The organism is Streptomyces sp. VRA16 Mangrove soil (assembly GCF_017377775.1).
Lineage (GTDB): Bacteria > Actinomycetota > Actinomycetes > Streptomycetales > Streptomycetaceae > Streptomyces.
Window position 1 is genome coordinate 319,361 of the sequence record NZ_JAFVLN010000002.1, and the last position, 16,605, is coordinate 335,965.

The window sequence follows — 16,605 nt, forward strand, 5'->3', positions numbered from 1 at the left end:
ACTGTGCATCGGCGTGAGCGAGGCGGGCGAGGGCGGCGCGGGAAGGGACCGGTCCTGGTACTGGTCGGGTTCCTCTGCGCCGCCGTCGTCGCGGGCCTGCTGCTGCTCCCGCACCGGGAGGGCGGCGCGGCCTGCGCGGCGCGCACGGTCTCGTCCTGGGCCGTCGACTCCCGGCTCAACGCCGAGTTCGTCCGCTACGGGGACGACGCCTCCCGCACCGACGACTGGACCGGCGGCGACGGGTCGCACTCGGTGCGGCTGCCCGACGGGCGGGTCCTGTGGCTGTTCTCGGACACGTATCTGGGGCCGGTGCACCCCGCGCCGAACCCGGCCGGGCAGAACCACTCCTGGCGCGACGCGAGCGCGCCCTTCGTCCGCAACTCGGCCGTGGTGATGGGGCGTTCGGGCCGCCTGGAGCGGACCGTCGCCGCGCCGCTGTTCCCGGAGACGGGCGTCGGCGAGTGGCGCTGGCCGGTGGCCGCGCGGGTGGAGCCCCGCTCCCCCGGCTCCGCCGAGAAGGTCGTCCGGGTCCTGCTGTGGACCCGGACGCAGGGCAGCGGCTCCTGGATCTACGGGGTGCCGACCGCGACCGAGGTGGCCACCCTGTCGCTGCCCGGTCTGCGGCTCGAAGGGATCACGCAGATCCTCGACCAGCGGCAGGTGTCCGACCCGGCGCGGCGCGTCCTGTTCGGGACGACCGCGGTCACCGGCGCCGACGGACGGACGTACGTCTTCGGCGGTGACGACGGGCAGCGGCCGGTGCACCGCGCCTACGTCGCGCGGGTGCCCGACGGGCGGCTCGCGGACGCCGCCGCGTGGGAGTACTGGGACGGGAAGCGGTGGCGCTCGGGCGCGGCGCCCGCTCCGGTGCTCGGCGACGGGCAGCGGCGGGGCGTCGGCAGCGCGTTCGGCGTCGTACGGCAGTCGGGGACGTATGTGCTGTTCACGACGGCCGCGGGCACGTCCGGGCTGCGGAACGTGACGTCGTACTGGGCGTGTTCACCGGCCGGCCCCTGGCACGGTCCGGCGCCGGCGCTCACCCCGCCGCTGCCCCGGGACCCGGTCGCCGGGCCCGGGATCGCCGCGTACAACCCGCAGGCGCATCCCGAACTCGGCGGCGACGGGCGGCTCGTCCTGAGTTACGACGTGAACTGGCTGGACGCCTCGCCCGCCGCCGCGCAGGCCCAGCTCAGCCGGAACGTGTCGCTGTACCGGCCGCGGTTCGTGACCGTACGTCTTGGACCGCCGGGGTGATCCGCGGAGTCTGCGGCTCCTCGGGGTCCTTGGCGCGGCGCTTGGCGATCACCGCGCAGACCATCAGCTGCATCTGGTGGAAGAGCATCAGGGGCAGCACCGCGAGCGAGGCGTGCGCGCCGAACAGGACGCTCGCCATGGGCAGTCCCGAGGCCAGGGACTTCTTCGACCCCGCGAACTGGATCGCGACGCGGTCGCCGCGGTCGAAGCCGAGCGCCTTCGCGCCGTACCAGGTCACCGCCAGCATCACGGCGAGCACCACGGCCTCGACGACCAGCAGGCCTGCGAGGCGGACCGCGCTGACCTGGTGCCAGATGCCCTGGACCATGCCCTCGCTGAACGCCGTGTAGACGACGAGCAGGATCGAGCCGCGATCGACGTAGCCGAGGATCTTCTTGTGGCGGGCGATGAAGCCGCCGATCCAGCGGCGCAGCAACTGGCCCGCGACGAACGGCACGAGCAGCTGGAGCACGATCTTCACGAGCGAGTCGGCGTTGAAACCGCCGCCGCTGTTGCCGAGCAGGGCCGCCGCGAGGAGGGGGGTGATCACGATGCCCGCGAGCGAGGAGAAGGAGCCCGCGCAGATCGCCGCCGGGACGTTGCCGCGCGCGATCGAGGTGAACGCGATCGAGGACTGGATCGTCGACGGGACGAGGGTGAGGAAGAGCAGGCCCTCGTACAGGTTCTGCGGCAGCAGGACCGGGACGAGACCGCGGGCCGCCATGCCGAGCAGCGGGAAGAGGACGAACGTACAGGCCAGGACGGTGACGTGGAGGCGCCAGTGGCGCAGCCCGTCCATCGCCTCACGGGTCGACAGGCGGGCCCCGTAGAGGAAGAAGAGGAAGGCGACGGCGGTGGTCGAGGCGCCGGAGGCGACGTCTGCTGCGGTGCCGCGCGCCGGGAGGAGCGCGGCGAGGCCCACGGTTGCGATCAACGCCAGGATGTACGGGTCGATCGGCATCCAGCTCGGCCAGCTCAGGCGTTTCATGGGTTCCTTGCTCTCGGTTCAGGTCGTGCCCTCTCCATCGTCCTCCTCTCCTTCTTGATCGGGAATCCTGCATACCGCTCTGACTGTCATCACGTCACGTGATGAGCGAGGGTAGGGTCGGCGGTATGTACGACCCCGGGCAGTTGAGAACGTTTCTGGCGGTGGCGCAGACGCTGAGCTTCACGCAGGCCGCGCGCCGGCTCGGCCTGCGGCAGTCGACGGTCAGCCAGCACGTGCGCCGCCTGGAGGACGTGACCGGGCGGACGCTGTTCACCCGGGACACGCACTCCGTGGAGCTGACCCAGGACGGGGAGGCGATGCTCGGCTTCGCGCGGCGGATGCTCGAGGTGCACGAGCAGGCCACCGCGTTCTTCACGGGGACGCGGCTGCGCGGGCGGCTGCGGTTCGGGGCGTCGGAGGACTTCGTGCTGACCCGGCTCCCGGAGATCCTGGAGGCATTCAGGGACGAACACCCCGAAGTGGATCTGGAGTTGACCGTCGAGCTGTCCGGGACGCTGCACGAGCTGCTGGACGCGGGCAAGCTCGACCTGGTGCTCGCCAAGCGGCGGCCCGAGGTTCCGGGCGGCGAGTCGGTGTGGCACGACCGCCTCGTGTGGATCGGTTCGGAGCGGCTGCGGATCGATCCGGAGCGTCCGGTGCCGTTGATCGTGTATCCGCCGCCGGGGATCTCGCGCGCCCTCGCCCTGGAGGCCCTGGAGCGGCACGGGCGGGCCTGGCGCATCGCCTGTACGAGCGGTTCGCTGAACGGGCTGATCGCGGCGGCCCGCGCCGGGCTCGGCGTGATGGCGCACTCCCGGGGCCTGATCCCGCCGGGCCTGGCGCGGGTGCCGGAGCGGGTGGGCCTTCCGGAGCTGGGCGAGGTGGACTTCGTGGTGCGCGGCGACACCCGGCGGGGGCCTGCGCAAGCGCTGGCGCAGGCGATCCTGTCGGGCGGCGAGCGGCTGCACCGGCCCGCCCGGTAGCTACCGCAGCGGCGGCCGGTACGTCAGCTGCTTGACCCGGCGCATGAACGGCGCTGTCTCCACGTGCTCGACGCCTTTGAGGTGGCCGAGTTTTCCGCTCACGTACCGGTACAGGTCCGCGGTGTCGCGGGCCAGTGCCGTGGCCACCAGGTTGGACGGGCCCGCCGTGGCCGCCGCGTGCGCGATCTCCTGGTGCCCGGCCAGGGCCCGGCCCACCTCGTCGAGGTGGCGGGGCGCCGCGGTGATCCACAGCATCGCGGCGACGCCGTAGCCGAGGCCGAGGAGGTCGTACTCGACGTCGATGTAGAGCGCCCCGGAGCCGAGCAGCTGGGCCAGCCGGCGTTTGACCGCGGACTCGGAGCGGCCCGTGGCGCGCTGCAGCTCGGGGTAGGTGGCACGGCCGTCGCGCTTCAGGACGGCGAGGAGCGCGTCGTCCTCCGGGGTGAGCGTCACGGGCGTGGAGAGATCGGGCGGCGGCGGGCGCAGGGCGGCGACCTGGTCCGCGGTGAGCGGTCCGTACTTGCGCAGCCAGCCCTCGGGGCCGCCGAAGAAGCGGTGCAGTGTGAGCTGGGCGCGGATCTCCACGATGTGCGGGGTGCGCGGCAGCTTGCCGAGCAGCAGGTCGTCGTGGTCGCCGGGGCTGCGCGGCACGGTGCCGCAGACGATCTCGGTGCCGCCCGAGGTGAGCCCGATCCAGGAGGTGTCGGGGCGGCGGGCGAGGGCGGCGGCGATGGTCTCGGCGCCCTCCGGCGCGCAGCGCAGCCGCAGCATCCAGTTGTCGAGGCCGAGGACCTGGCTGTCCTTGAGGCCGACGACGCGCAGGCCGCCGTCGGCGACGAGCCTGCGGTAGCGGCGGGCCACGGTCTGGTCGGAGACGCCGATGACCTCGGCGATCCGGCTGAAGGGCGCCCGTCCGTCGGCCTCCAGGGCCTGGAGGATCCTGAGGTCCAGCTCGTCGAACAGGAGGGATTCCATCCCAGGGCCTCGTCTCGATGTCGGATTCCGTCGCTTCAGGACGTGTGGTCACGGCGATCGGCCGTCCGCGACCCATCGTACGGAGCACCAACGCACTCGATACGGGATCGATGATCCGAGAACGATGAAAGGTCGGAATCACCATGCGTACATGGGGGACCCTGACGGCGGTCTGCCTGGGCACATTCATGCTGCTGCTGGACGTGTCGATCGCCGTCGTCGCGCTGCCGGACATGGCGGGGGCGCTGCACGCCTCGCTCAGTGATCTGCAGTGGGTGATGGACGGATACGCGCTGGCCCTGGCCGGGCTGCTGCTCGGAGTCGGAGCCGCCGCCGACATCCTGGGCCGCCGGCGCGTGCACGTGGTGGGCGTGGTCCTGTTCGCGGCCGCCTCGCTGGCGTGCGGGCTCGCGAGCGGGCCGCAGCTGCTCGTCGCGTCCCGTGTCGTCCAGGGCCTGGGCGCCGCGGCGATGTTCGCGACGACCCTGCCGATCATCGGCGCCGTCTACCAGGGGCGGCAGCGGTCGACGGCGCTCGGGGTCTTCGGGGCGGTGAGCGGCGGCGCCGCGGCGATCGGCCCGGTCCTCGGCGGGCTGCTCACCGAGGGGCCCGGCTGGCGGTGGATCTTCTGGGTCAATCTGCCGGTGAGCGTCGCGGCCGTGTGGCTGACGCTGCGGTACGTGCCCGAGTCGCGCGGGCCGAGGTCGCGGCGGGTCGACTGGGCGGGGACGGCGACGTTCGCGGTGTTCGCGGGCTCGGCGACGTACGGCGTGATCCGGGCGGGCGAGCAGGGTTGGGGCGAGCGGGGCGCGCTCGTCTCCTTCCTCGTCGCCGCCGTCGCGCTGCTCGCCTTCGTGGGGGTGGAGCGGCGCTCCGCGCATCCGATGCTGGATCTGCGGCTGCTGCGCCGGCCCGCGTTCGTGGGCGTGATGGCGGGAGCGTTCGCGTTCAACGCGGCCGCGTTCGGGGTGCTGCCGTATCTGTCGCTGTGGCTCCAGACGCTGCTCGGGATGAGCCCGGTCCGCGGCGGCCTGGTCTTCCTGTCCCTCTCGGGGGCGTCGATGGTGGTGGCGATCCTGGGCGGCAAGCTGCTGCACGGGGTGCCCGCGCGGATCACCGTGGGCGGCGGGCTCGTGCTCATCGGGGTCGGGGCCTACTGCCAGGCGGTGCTCGACGCGGGGTCGACCTGGAGCGCGCTGGTGCCGGGGCTGCTGCTCGCCGGGGTGGGCGTGGGCCTGGTCTCCCCCGGCATCGCGGGCGCGGCGCTGGCCACCGTGGAGCCGGAGCGGGCCGGGATGGCCGGTGGCGCGCTGAACACGTTCCGGCAGCTCGGGTACGCACTCGGCATCGCCGTCTTCGGCACCGTCGTCATCTCCCGGATGCAGGACACCCTGCCGAGCGGCGCGGCGCACGCCCTCGCGGGCGGCGGGGCGGACGCGCTGCGCGGGCGGATACCGGAGCGGGCGCTGCACACGGCGTTCGCACAGGGGCTCAACTCGGCATCCGTGCTGGCAGGTTGTGTGGCGATCGGCTCAGGACTGCTGGTGCTCCTTTTGGTACGGTCCCCGAAGGCACCGGTTGCGGAACCGACCACTCCGCCCAAAAGTCCGGCCGCGGTCTCGCGCTGAGCTGTCCGTACAGATTCGGTGGAGACCGATGAGGAACGGTGAAGAGCGCCGGGAGATTACGGAACCGAAACTTACTGGGCCGTAAGTATTCTGTCCCGCCCAGTCCCTTGTGGCCGCATTTAAACGGCTGACCTGTGCATATTCCGCGCGCTACCGGCGAGTTGGCACCCCTCCCGCCGGAGCGCGCGGTCGGGTACCGTCGCGGTCGCTGTGCGGAGCGCCACAAGGAGCAACATTGCGTGAGTTCACCACCCCCGCTCTGGCATCGGCACCGCCGGTGGGCGGCCTGGCCGACGCCGTGTTCGACCATGCCCTTGACGATCCCGACCACATCGCCTTCGGCCGCAAGGACGCGGAGGGCCGGTGGCGCGACGTCACCTCGGCCCAGTTCCGCGACGAGGTACTGGGCCTGGCCAAGGGGCTGCTCGCCCAGGGCATCCGGTTCGGCGACCGGGTCGCCATCATGTCCCGCACGCGCTACGAGTGGACCCTCTTCGACTTCGCCCTGTGGTCCATCGGCGCCCAGGTCGTCCCGATCTACTCGACGTCCTCGGCCGAGCAGGTCTTCTGGATGCTGTACGACGCCCAGGTCTCGGCGGCGGTCGTGGAGCACGAGGACCACGCGATGACCATCGCGACGGTCATCGACCGGCTGCCGCAGCTGCACCGGCTGTGGCAGCTGGACGGCGGCGCCGTCGACGAGGTGACCGCGTCCGGCACCCACATCGACGACGAGACGGTGCACCGGCACCGCAAGGCGGTGACCCCGGACTCGACCGCCACGATCATCTACACGTCCGGCACGACCGGCCGCCCCAAGGGCTGTGTCATCTCGCACGCGAACTTCATGTTCGAGGGCGACACGATGATCCAGCGCTGGGAGCCGGTGTTCTCCTCCAAGCGGGACCGGACGGCCTCCACCCTGCTCTTCCTGCCCCTCGCCCATGTCTTCGGGCGGATGGTGCAGGTCGCGGCGGTGCGCGGCGGCGTCAAGATGGGGCACCAGCCGCAGCTGAACGCGGCCGCGCTCCTTCCCGACCTCCAGGCGTTCCGTCCGACGTTCATCCTCGCGGTCCCGTACATCTTCGAGAAGGTGTTCAACGCGGCCCGCCGCAAGGCCGAGAAGGACGGCAGGGCGGGCGCGTTCGACAAGGCCGTGGAGTGCGCCGTGAAGTACGCGGACGCCCAGGAGGCCAAGGCGTTCGGCACCGGCCCCGGGCCGTCGGCGTCGCTGCGCATGCAGCACTCGCTCTTCGACAAGCTCGTCTACTCCAAGGTGCGCGAGGCGATGGGCGGCAGGGTGCGGCACGCGATGTCGGGCGGCTCGGGCATGGACCGCCGGCTCGGCCTGTTCTTCGCGGGCGCGGGCGTCACGATCTACGAGGGCTACGGGCTGACCGAGTCGACGGCCGCGGCCACCGCGAACCCGCCCGAGCAGACCCGGTACGGCACGGTCGGCAAGGCCATTCCGGGCACCACCGTGCACATCGCGGAGGACGGTGAGGTCTGGCTCTACGGCGGCAACGTCTTCCAGGGGTATCTCAACGACCCCAAGGCGACCGACGCCACCCTGCACGACGGCTGGCTCGCCACCGGTGACCTGGGCGCCCTCGACGAGGACGGCTATCTGACCATCACCGGCCGCAAGAAGGAGATCCTCGTGACCTCCGGCGGCAAGAGCGTCTCGCCGCAGCAGTTGGAGGAGCGGGTGCGCGACCATCCGCTGGTCGCGCAGTGCATCGTCGTCGGCAACGACCGGCCCTACATCGCCGCGCTCGTCACGCTCGACTCGGAGGCCGTCGAGCACTGGCTCGGCATGCGCAACAAGCAGATGATGCACCCGGCCGAGCTGGTGCGCGACCCCGATCTGGAGATGGAGGTGCGGCGCGCGGTCGTCGCGGCCAACACCCTGGTCTCGCAGGCCGAGTCGATCCGTACGTTCCGGATCCTGGCGCACCAGTTCAGCGAGGAGCACGGGCTGCTCACCCCGTCCCTGAAGCTGAAGCGGAAGGCGATCGAGACGGCGTACGCGTCCGAGGTGGAGGCGCTGTACCGGGCGTGATCCGGCCGCTCGTGCACGTCCGACGGTTTCTGACGGTTCATCAATTACCGATGCGTCACTTATTGACGGTTCATCAGGTCGCACACAGAATCACCCTCACTTCGACGGAGGGGGCCCGACCGTGTCGCGACCGATCCGCGCCATCACCGCCACCGTGGCGGCACTTCTGCTCGCCACCGCCTGCAACTCCACCGCCACCAGCACCGACTCGCCCGGCGCGAAGGGCGGTTCGGTACGCGGAGTGACCGACGACACCATCAAGGTCGGCGGCATCGTCTCGATGACGACCGCGAGCGGGTACAGCAAGAAGGACACCGACCTGGGCGCCAGGGCCCGCTTCGACCGGGCCAACGCCGAGGGCGGGATCAACGGCCGGAAGATCGAGTACCTGGGCGCGGAGGACGACGGCCAGGAGCCGGCGAAGAACCTCGCCGCGGCCCGCAAACTCGTCCAGCAGGACAAGGTGTTCGCGATCGCGCCGATGAGCTCGGTGACGTTCTCCGGCGCGGACTTCCTGCAGAAACAGAAGGTACCGACGTTCGGCTGGGGCACGCTGCCGTCGTTCTGCGGGCCGACCTACATCTACGGCTTCGGCGGCTGCATGGTGCCGATGCCGGGCGGCACCATCTCGCAGACCTGGCCGGAGGGGCTCAAGCACGTCACGGGCGGCTCGAAGGGCAGGTCGGTCGCGATCCTCGCCAACGACAACGACGCAGGCACCTTCGCCATCCGCACCTACAAGCAGTCGTTCGCGTCGGCCGGCTACAAGGTGACGTACGCCAAGGCGTCCGTGCCCGCGACGTCCGTGCCGAGCGACTGGTCCGCGTACACGAAGGAACTGCTGCGCAGCGACGGCGGCAAGGCACCGGACGTGGTCGTGTCCGTCATGCAGACCCCGTACAACATCGGTCTGTTCACCACCGTCAAGCGCACCGGGTTCAAGGGCGTGCTCACCGATCCGACCGACTACGACCCGGGGCTGCTCGCCAAGAGCGCGACGAAGCAGGCGCTCGACGGGGTGCACGTGCTGCTCTCCTTCGAGCCGTTCGAGTCGAAGTCGGCGCAGATGGACCAGTTCAAGGCGGACATCAAGAAGGCGTCGGGCGGTAAGGACGTTCCGCTCAACATGCACATGATGACCGGCTACATGAGCGCGGACCTCTTCCTGGCCGTCGCGAAGAAGGCCGGCAAGGACCTGACCGTGGCGTCGTTCCAGAAGGCGGCGAGCGGGTTCTCGGACACCGGGACGATGGTCGGCGACCGCGAACTGCCGCGCGGGCAGCGGGAGTCGTTCGGCTGCGGAGCGCTCGTGCAGCTCAAGGGCGGCTCGTACCGGGTGTCGGCACCGTTCAAGTGCTACGACCCGATCCCCTTCAAGTAGCCGACCGCGCAGGGGAGTTCTCATGGCTGACCTGCTTGCCTTCGTTCTGAGCGGGCTCGTCTCGGGCGCGCTGTACGCGTTGCTCGCGACGGGGCTCGTCCTGTCCTACTCCGCGTCCGGCCTGTTCAACTTCGCGCACGGCGCGACGGCCTATCTGTGCGCGCTCGCCTTCTACGAGCTGCACTCGGGCCTCGGGTGGCCCGCCGTGCCGACGGCCCTGCTGCTCGTCCTGATCGTGTCTCCCTTGCTGGGGTGGGGACTTGACCGGCTGATGTTCCGCAAGCTGGCGCGGGTCGGGGAGACCGCGCAGATCGTCGCGACGATCGGACTGCTCGTCGCGCTGCCCGCGCTCGGCCTGTGGGTGGTGGAGCTGCTCGACGACGCGGGGGCGTCCGTGCTGCCCGCGGAGAACCAGTTCGGGCTGCCCGGCGTGGGGCCGAGCCCGGCGAAGAACTGGCAGCTGATGGACGGCGTCGGCATCGACTCCGACCAGCTGATCACATGGGTGACGACGGCGGTCGTCGCGCTCGGTCTGTGGATTCTGCTGCGTCACACGGCACTTGGGCTGAAACTGCGGGCCGCCGTGGACAACCGGGCGCTCGTCGAGCTGCGCGGGATGAGCGCGGACCGGCTCTCGTCGGTCGCGTGGATGCTGTCGTCGGGCCTGGCCGGGCTCGCCGGGGTGCTCGCCACTCCCCTGCTCGGCCTCTCCTCGCACGACTTCACGCTGTTCCTGTTCGTGTCGGCGACGGCCGCGGTGCTCGGCCGCTTCCTGTCGATCCCGCTGGCGTTCGCGGGCGGGCTCGGGCTCGGGGTGCTGCAGAACCTGGTCGCGGGGTACGCCTCGTTCGCCGAGCGGATCACCGGTTTCCGTACGGCGGTGCCGTTCCTGATCCTGTTCGCCGGGCTGCTGCTGCTCACGCGGCGGCAGCGCACGGCGGGCACGGCGGCGACGGACGCGCCGCCGGTCGACTATCTGGCGGGCCGCTCGTGGGCGCGCCGCTGGGGCCCCTGGGCGGTGGCGGGGCTGCTCTTGGGCCTCGCCTTCTACACGGTGACGACCCCGTTCTGGAGCGGGATCCTCGCCCAGGGGCTCGCGATCTCCCTGGTGTTCATCTCGTTCACGGTCGTCACCGGGCTCGGCGCGATGGTCTCGCTCGCGCAGGCCACGTTCGTGACGGGCGCGGCGCTGGTCGCCGGGCTGCTGATGCGTCACGGGGTGCCGTTCCTCGGGGCGGCGCTGATCGGGACGTGCGCGGCGGCGGTGCTCGGCGCGCTGGTGGCGCTGCCCGCGCTGCGGCTCGGCGGCCGCTCGCTGGCCCTGGCCACGCTCGCGCTCGCCTTCCTCGCGGACCAAGTCCTGTTCCAGATGGGCTGGTTGCGCAACGGCGACACCGGCTGGGAGATCCCGCGCGCCGTATTCGGACCGGTCGACCTGGGCGACGACCGGGCGATGGGCGTCGCGATGCTCGTGCTGTGCGCGGCGGGGGTGGCGGGGCTCAGCGCGCTGCGCGGCTCGCGGGCGGGCCGGGCGATGCTCGCGGTGCGCTCGGCACCGGCGGCGGCGATGGCGTCGGGGGTCTCCGTCGTCCGCACGAAACTCCTGCTCTTCACGCTCTCGGCGGGGCTCGCCGGGTTCGGCGGCGTGATGTACGCGTCGTACAACACCCGGATCACGGCGACCGACTTCACCGCGATGACGGGCCTGATCTGGCTCGCGGTGGTGGTCGCGGCCGGGGTGCGGCGTCCGCAGTTCGCGGTGGTCGCCGGGCTCACCTTCGCGGTCGTCCCGCATCTGATCAGCGACTACGTCACGGACTCGGTGCAGCTCCCGGTGATCCTGTTCGGCCTCGCGGGCCTGGCGCTCGCCAACGACCCGGACGGGTACTGCGCGGCGTTCTCGGTCCGCAGGCACCGCCGCCGCGAGACGACCGCCCCGGCCCCCGCGCCCCCCGGCGGATCGGGGCCCGACCCGGACGCGGCGCTCCAACTCAGCGGCGTACAGGCCGGATACGACGGCGCGCCCGTCCTCCAGGGCGTCGACCTGACCGTCCGCCCCGGCGAGATCGTGGCCCTGCTCGGACCGAACGGCGCGGGGAAGTCGACCACGTGCAAGGTGGCGGCGGGGCTGCTCGCACCGCTGCACGGACAGGTGTACGTGGCCGGGGGCGCCGCCGGCCGGCAGGGGGCGGTGCGCCGGGCGCGGGCGGGGGTCGTCCTGGCCCCGGAGGGCCGCGGCATCTTCCCGTCACTGACGGTGGACGAGAACCTCGCCCTCCAACTTCCCTCCAAACCCGACCGGTTGACGGTGTACGGGCGCTTCCCCGGCCTGGCCGCCCGCAGGGACGTACCGGCGGGCTCCCTCTCCGGCGGGGAGCAGCAACTCCTGGCTCTGGCCCCGCTGTTGCACCGTCCGCCGCGGGTCCTGATCGCGGACGAGCCGTCGCTCGGGCTGGCGCCGCGAGTCGTCGACGAGGTGTACCGGCTGCTCGCCGAACTCCGCGACGCGGGCACGGGGTTGCTGCTCGTCGAGGAGAAGGCGTCCGAGATCCTCGGCGTCGCCGACACGGTGGCCTACCTCGCGCAGGGCCGCGTCACGTGGTGCGGGCCGCGCGAGAAGGTCGAGACGGAGCGGCTCACGGACGCGTATCTCGGGATCGCGTCGACCAGCGGCACGGAGGCCCACTCATGAGCGGGGCGCACGTCCTGGAGGCCGAGCGGATCGGCGTACGGTTCGGTGGCGTCACGGCGTTGACGGAGGTGGACCTGCGCCTGTCCCCCGGCGAGGTGTGCGGTCTGATCGGGCCGAACGGCGCGGGCAAGACGACCTTCTTCGACGTCGTCTCGGGCATCCGGCGCCCCGACAGCGGCCGCGTCCTGCTCGACGGCACGGACGTCACGCGCCGCTCCCCCGTGTGGCGGGCGCGGCACGGCATGCGCCGCACCTTCCAGCGCCAGCAGTTGTTCGGGCAGCTCACGGTCGCGGACCATCTGCTGGTCGCGCAGGAGTGGCGGCGCGGCGGGACCGACGCCGCGCGCATCCGGGACCTGCTGACGTCCTGCGGCCTGTCGGACCTCGCCACGTCGTACGCGGGCACGCTGCCTGTCGGCCGGGCCCGCATGGTGGAACTGGCGCGGGCCGCCGCCGACCGCCCGCGCGTTCTGCTCCTGGACGAACCGGCCTCGGGCATGACGGCCGAGGAGCGCGGCCTGCTCGCGTCCGTGGTGCGCACGCTCGCCGAGGAGACGGAGTGCGCGGTGCTGCTCGTCGAGCACAACGTGGCGTTCGTGATGGAGCTGTGCTCCCGGGTCGTGGTCCTCGACCTGGGTGCCGTGCTCGCCGAAGGGAGTCCGGAGGCGGTCCGCGCGGACCGCAGGGTACGCGAGGCATACCTCGGGACACAGGAGAATCACACTCCGACCCACAGTTCACATACCTGACTGGCATGCTGGTCACGCTGCGGGAAACAGAATGTCCGCACAGGAATGCGCGTACGCCCGTGATCGTTGACCATGGGAGTACGACCGACTGACGACCCAAAGGACCGACACCTCGTGAGCAAGGTTCCCCCGATCATCCTGAACAACGGCGTCGAGATGCCCCAGCTCGGCTTCGGTGTGTGGCAGGTGCCGGACGACGAGGCCGCCACCGCGGTCACGACGGCACTTCAGGCCGGGTACCGCAGCATCGACACCGCGGCGATCTACGGCAACGAAGCGGGCACCGGCAAGGCGATCAACGCGTCGGGCGTGCCGCGCGAGGAGCTCTTCGTCACGACGAAGCTGTGGAACTCGAACCAGGGCTACGACAGCACGCTGCGCGCCTTCGACGAGTCCCTGGACAAGCTGGGCCTCGACTATGTCGACCTGTACCTGATCCACTGGCCGCTGCCGGCCAGGGACACGTACGTGGACACGTACAAGGCGTTCGAGAAGATCTACGCGGACGGCCGCGCCAAGGCCATCGGTGTCTCGAACTTCCTGCCGGAGCACCTGGACCGGCTGACCGCGGAGACGAGCATCATCCCGGCGGTCAACCAGATCGAGCTCCACCCGCACCTGCAGCAGCGCGCCTCCCGTGAGCGGCACGCGGAGCTGGGCATCGCCACCGAGGCCTGGTCCCCGCTGGGCCAGGGCAAGGGCCTCCTGGAGGTCCCGGCGATCGTCGCCATCGCCCAGAAGCACGGCCGCACCCCCGCGCAGGTCGTCCTGCGCTGGCACATCCAGCTGGGCAACGTGGTGATCCCCAAGTCCGTGACCCCGTCGCGGATCCAGGAGAACATCGACGTGTACGGCTTCGAGCTGGACCCCGAGGACCTGGGCGCGATCTCGGCCCTGAACGAGGACCGGCGGATCGGCCCGGACCCGGCCGCGTTCGACGTGGCCTGACCTCCTCGGGTGAGGGCTCGGCGGACCTTGCGGCAGGGCAGGTCCGGCAACTGGGCCTGCCACTCGTCGCGACCGGGGCCACCGCCGCGGGCACCCATCGTGTCCGCGGCGGTGGCCTCGTCCATGAGATGCCGGCAGTGCGGGCGGCTACGCCTTCACGGCCACGTGCACCGTGTGCGCCACCAGCAGGAACACGTCCTCGCGGCGGTGCAGGCCCTGCGGGTCCTGCGGGTCGAGGAGGCGGTCCAGGGTCGCGACGTCCTCGGCGTCGAGGGACTCCTCGAAGACGGAGCGGCGGCGCTCCCACATGTCGACGAGCATCTCGCGCCCGGCGGCCGGGAGCGGGGCCGGGAGGTCGAGAAGGAAGGTGCGGGAGCGGGCGCCGGTGAGACCCGCGTCCGTGAGGAGGGCCGTCCAGTCCTCCGTGTCCTGCTTGGCGCCCGGCAGCGAGCGGCGCATCTCGTCGAACCAGGTGTCCTCGATGGCGTCCGCACGCGTCTCCAGGCCGGGCCGGCCGAAGCCGAAGTCGCGCGGGAGACTGCGCAGCGGGAGGCCGCCCTCGACGAGGGCGAGGGTGCCGCCCGGGTTGAGCCGGGAGGCGAGCGCGGCGATCGCGGCGCGCTGGTCGCCGACATGGTGCAGCGAGCGGGCCGCCCAGATCAGGTCGGCGTGCGGCAGCTCGTCGATGCTGTCGGGGAGTTCCACGCGCAGGGTGCTGGTGCGGTCGGCGATGCCCGCGGCCGCGAACTGCTGCGTGGCGCGGGCGAGGAGGGCCTCCTCCGGGTCGGCGGCCACGATCCGGGCGTCCGGGAAGGCGTCGGCGAGCTGCAGGGAGATCGCGCCCGGGCCGCTGCCCGCGTCGACGATCACGCCGGTGCCGCCGGGGCGCTCGGTGTGCAGCCACTGGAGCGCCTCGGTGTACAGGGGGCGGTAGACCTCCGCGCCGCGCTCCAGGTGCGGGATCATCGTGGCCCAGTCCATGTCCTTGGTGCCGTGCTTGTGACCGTGCCCGTGGCCGTGGCCCTGGTGCCCCTGCGTGTGGTCGTGGTGGCCGTGTGCCATGAGTGCCTTCGCCGCCCTTCGTGTGCCCTGCTGGATGCCTCTCCAGCGTGCGCGGGCCCCACCCCCACAGGCAAGTCGAGTTGCCGATCGTGCAAAAAGGGAGTGGGGGCGGGGCCCGCGGTCGGTCACTGGACCGGCGGGTAGGCGTTCTTCAGCAGCTCCTGGAACTGGGCCGAGAACCAGTGCCCGGACAGCGGCGCGTCGGGCAGCGCCCCGGACATGTGGTTGTTGTTGCGCGGGTTACCGGTGTACGTCGGGTCGCACATCCGGTCGAAGCCCTTGCCCTCGTCGTTCGCGATCTCGGTGCTGGACCCGTCGGACTCCCCCGGCGGCTTCATCCACACGTACGCGTCGATCCCGGCGGCGGGGTCGGCCTGCGGACGCTCACCGAGACCCGCTCCTGCCTGGTTGCACCAGTTGCCCGTGTTGAGGCGCCGGTCGTAGCGGCCGCCGTCGACGTACGTGTCCACGTCGGTCTTCGCACCCGGTCCCGTCGGCCTCGCGGCGCCGCCCCAGCCGTTGCGGGAGGTGTCGATCAGCATGCCGAGGTTCTGGTCGAAGCCGAGCGAGACCAGCTTGTCACGCATGGCCTGGGCGTAGGACAGCTCATCCGTGTAGCGGTTCCAGTCGACCCACTTGGACTGGCGGACCGAGACGCCGTTGACGGTGTCGTCGATGCCGAAGTTGTCCTCCTTGAGGGCGCTGTAGTTGGCCGTGTTCACGATGAAGCCGTGGACGTCGGACAGCTGCGCGCCGTTGCTGGTGGCGACGGTCTTGAAGAGTTCGGCGGAGGGGCCGAAGTTGTCGTCCCAGCCGAGCCAGCCGTGGTGACCGGCGTCGATGTAGTTGTAGACGTTCGGGATGTCGCCGAGCTTGTCGAGGGCGTAGCCGACGCCCTTCTGGTAGTTGCCGTTGGCCTTCATGGTGTCGCAGTTGGGGGTGGCCGTGGCGCGCGGGGAGACGTTGGTGACGAGGTTGGGCAGCGAGTCCAGCTCGATGGTCGTCACGATGCGCAGGCCCGCGTACTTGGGGTCGGCGAGGATCGCGGCGATCGGGTCGATGAAGTCGCTCTTGTACTTGTCTATGTCGTCGGGGCCGAGTTCGCCGTTGGAGGCGAGGGCGGCACAGTCACGGCCGGGCAGGTCGTAGACGACCAGCTGGACGACTTCCTCGTTGCTGCCCTTCTGGGCGAGGGCGGCGTCGAGGTGGTCGCGCAGCCCCATGCCGCCGTTGGCGCCGTTGATCGCGGCGATCCGGTCGATCCAGACACCGGTGGGCTGGTCGGCGACGGCGCTGCCGCCGGGCTCGGCGGCGGCGTGCGCCTTCCACTCCGGGTTCACGTACACCTTCGCGCCGGCGTACGGGTTGTCGACGCGGCCCGTGGGGTCGGTGCCGGGGTCCGGGTCGGTCGGGGTGGTGTCCTCGTTGCAGGTGACGCCGTTCAGCTTGAACGTGGTCGGCAGCGTGTTGGTGCCGCTGTACGTGCCGTTGAAGCCGAAGGAGGCGGTGCCCCCGGTGGCGAGCGTGCCGTTGTACGAGACGTTCTTGGCGGTGACGTCGGCGCCGGACTGCGAGATGTCCGCGTTCCAGCCGGAGGTCACCTTCTGGTTGCCGGAGTAGGACCAGGTGAGGTTCCAACTGTTCACCGCGGAACCGTTGTTGGTGACGGTGACGGCGGTGGTGAAGCCGGTGTCCCACTGGTTCTGGACCTTGTAGTCGACGGTGCAGGCGGTCGCGGCGCTGGCGGGGGTGGCCACGACGGCGCCGACACAGGCGGCTCCGGAGAGGGAGAGCGCCGCGAGCAACGCGGTGCCTCCTCTGAGTCCGGTGCGGCTCGATTCGGTACGGCTCATGGTGTGAGGTGTCCCTTTCTGTCCCGTGAA

The 16,605-nt window shown here is 71.3% G+C and carries 12 protein-coding genes; 8 read left to right on the forward strand and 4 right to left on the reverse strand.

The genetic code is table 11. The features are described from left to right. Window positions 1-54 precede the first annotated feature (54 nt). The gene (locus tag J3486_RS07165; RefSeq protein WP_374194705.1) at window positions 55-1,254 is read left to right on the forward strand and encodes a DUF4185 domain-containing protein; all 1,200 of its coding nucleotides are present in this window, start codon (window positions 55-57) and stop codon (window positions 1,252-1,254) included. Here the strand turns inward: J3486_RS07165 and J3486_RS07170 are convergent. Beyond that, the gene (locus tag J3486_RS07170; protein ID WP_207819220.1) at window positions 1,190-2,242 is read right to left on the reverse strand and encodes a bile acid:sodium symporter family protein; all 1,053 of its coding nucleotides are present in this window, start codon (window positions 2,240-2,242) and stop codon (window positions 1,190-1,192) included. The two genes, J3486_RS07165 and J3486_RS07170, sit on opposite strands and share 65 nt — an antisense overlap. A 125-nt stretch (window positions 2,243-2,367) precedes the next feature. On the opposite strand from J3486_RS07170, the gene J3486_RS07175 reads away from it, so the two are divergent. Next, window positions 2,368-3,225 carry a LysR substrate-binding domain-containing protein gene (locus tag J3486_RS07175; protein ID WP_207819221.1) on the forward strand — a complete coding sequence of 286 codons (858 nt, stop codon included), beginning with the start codon at window positions 2,368-2,370 and terminating at the stop codon, window positions 3,223-3,225. Here the strand turns inward: J3486_RS07175 and J3486_RS07180 are convergent, their stop codons facing one another. Next, window positions 3,226-4,200, reverse strand: a complete 975-nt coding sequence (locus J3486_RS07180; protein ID WP_207819223.1) for an Lrp/AsnC family transcriptional regulator — start codon at window positions 4,198-4,200, stop codon at window positions 3,226-3,228. 143 nt (window positions 4,201-4,343) lie between these two features. On the opposite strand from J3486_RS07180, the gene J3486_RS07185 reads away from it, so the two are divergent. From J3486_RS07185 to J3486_RS07210, 6 genes are all read left to right on the forward strand, one after another. After that, complete coding sequence (locus J3486_RS07185; RefSeq protein WP_207819224.1) at window positions 4,344-5,828, forward strand: MFS transporter; 1,485 nt, start codon at window positions 4,344-4,346, stop codon at window positions 5,826-5,828. 235 nt (window positions 5,829-6,063) lie between these two features. Continuing rightward, window positions 6,064-7,890, forward strand: a complete 1,827-nt coding sequence (locus J3486_RS07190; protein ID WP_207819226.1) for a long-chain fatty acid--CoA ligase — start codon at window positions 6,064-6,066, stop codon at window positions 7,888-7,890. Window positions 7,891-8,011: 121 nt separating this feature from the next. Beyond that, complete coding sequence (locus J3486_RS07195) at window positions 8,012-9,271, forward strand: ABC transporter substrate-binding protein (protein ID WP_207819228.1); 1,260 nt, start codon at window positions 8,012-8,014, stop codon at window positions 9,269-9,271. A gap of 22 nt (window positions 9,272-9,293) precedes the next feature. Next, a complete protein-coding gene (locus J3486_RS07200) occupies window positions 9,294-11,963 on the forward strand; it encodes an ATP-binding cassette domain-containing protein (RefSeq protein WP_207819229.1) in 2,670 nt (889 codons plus the stop codon). Then, on the forward strand, window positions 11,960-12,712 hold the full coding sequence (locus tag J3486_RS07205; RefSeq protein WP_207819230.1) for an ABC transporter ATP-binding protein: 753 nt from the start codon (window positions 11,960-11,962) through the stop codon (window positions 12,710-12,712). The genes J3486_RS07200 and J3486_RS07205 overlap by 4 nt, the downstream gene beginning before the upstream one ends. Before the next feature lie 72 nt (window positions 12,713-12,784). After that, window positions 12,785-13,660 (forward strand): aldo/keto reductase, encoded by an 876-nt coding sequence (locus tag J3486_RS07210; RefSeq protein WP_207819232.1) that lies wholly within the window; start codon window positions 12,785-12,787, stop codon window positions 13,658-13,660. Window positions 13,661-13,807: 147 nt separating this feature from the next. Here the strand turns inward: J3486_RS07210 and J3486_RS07215 are convergent, their stop codons facing one another. Further along, a complete protein-coding gene (locus tag J3486_RS07215) occupies window positions 13,808-14,722 on the reverse strand; it encodes a trans-aconitate 2-methyltransferase (protein WP_207819234.1) in 915 nt (304 codons plus the stop codon). Window positions 14,723-14,847: 125 nt separating this feature from the next. Further along, window positions 14,848-16,575: a glycoside hydrolase family 6 protein gene (locus J3486_RS07220; protein ID WP_207819235.1), complete on the reverse strand. Its 1,728-nt coding sequence runs from the start codon at window positions 16,573-16,575 to the stop codon at window positions 14,848-14,850. Window positions 16,576-16,605 lie beyond the last annotated feature (30 nt).

Excerpts from the sequence above, each read along its gene's own strand:
- J3486_RS07170 (WP_207819220.1), bottom strand. The coding sequence starts at position 2,242 with ATGAAACGCCTGAGCTGGCCGAGCTGGATGCCGATCGACCCGTACATC.
- J3486_RS07175 (WP_207819221.1), top strand. The coding sequence starts at position 2,368 with ATGTACGACCCCGGGCAGTTGAGAACGTTTCTGGCGGTGGCGCAGACG.
- J3486_RS07180 (WP_207819223.1), bottom strand. The coding sequence starts at position 4,200 with ATGGAATCCCTCCTGTTCGACGAGCTGGACCTCAGGATCCTCCAGGCC.
- J3486_RS07185 (WP_207819224.1), top strand. The coding sequence starts at position 4,344 with ATGCGTACATGGGGGACCCTGACGGCGGTCTGCCTGGGCACATTCATG.
- J3486_RS07200 (WP_207819229.1), top strand. The coding sequence starts at position 9,294 with ATGGCTGACCTGCTTGCCTTCGTTCTGAGCGGGCTCGTCTCGGGCGCG.
- J3486_RS07205 (WP_207819230.1), top strand. The coding sequence starts at position 11,960 with ATGAGCGGGGCGCACGTCCTGGAGGCCGAGCGGATCGGCGTACGGTTC.
- J3486_RS07210 (WP_207819232.1), top strand. The coding sequence starts at position 12,785 with ATGGGAGTACGACCGACTGACGACCCAAAGGACCGACACCTCGTGAGC.
- J3486_RS07215 (WP_207819234.1), bottom strand. The coding sequence starts at position 14,722 with ATGGCACACGGCCACCACGACCACACGCAGGGGCACCAGGGCCACGGC.
- J3486_RS07220 (WP_207819235.1), bottom strand. The coding sequence starts at position 16,575 with ATGAGCCGTACCGAATCGAGCCGCACCGGACTCAGAGGAGGCACCGCG.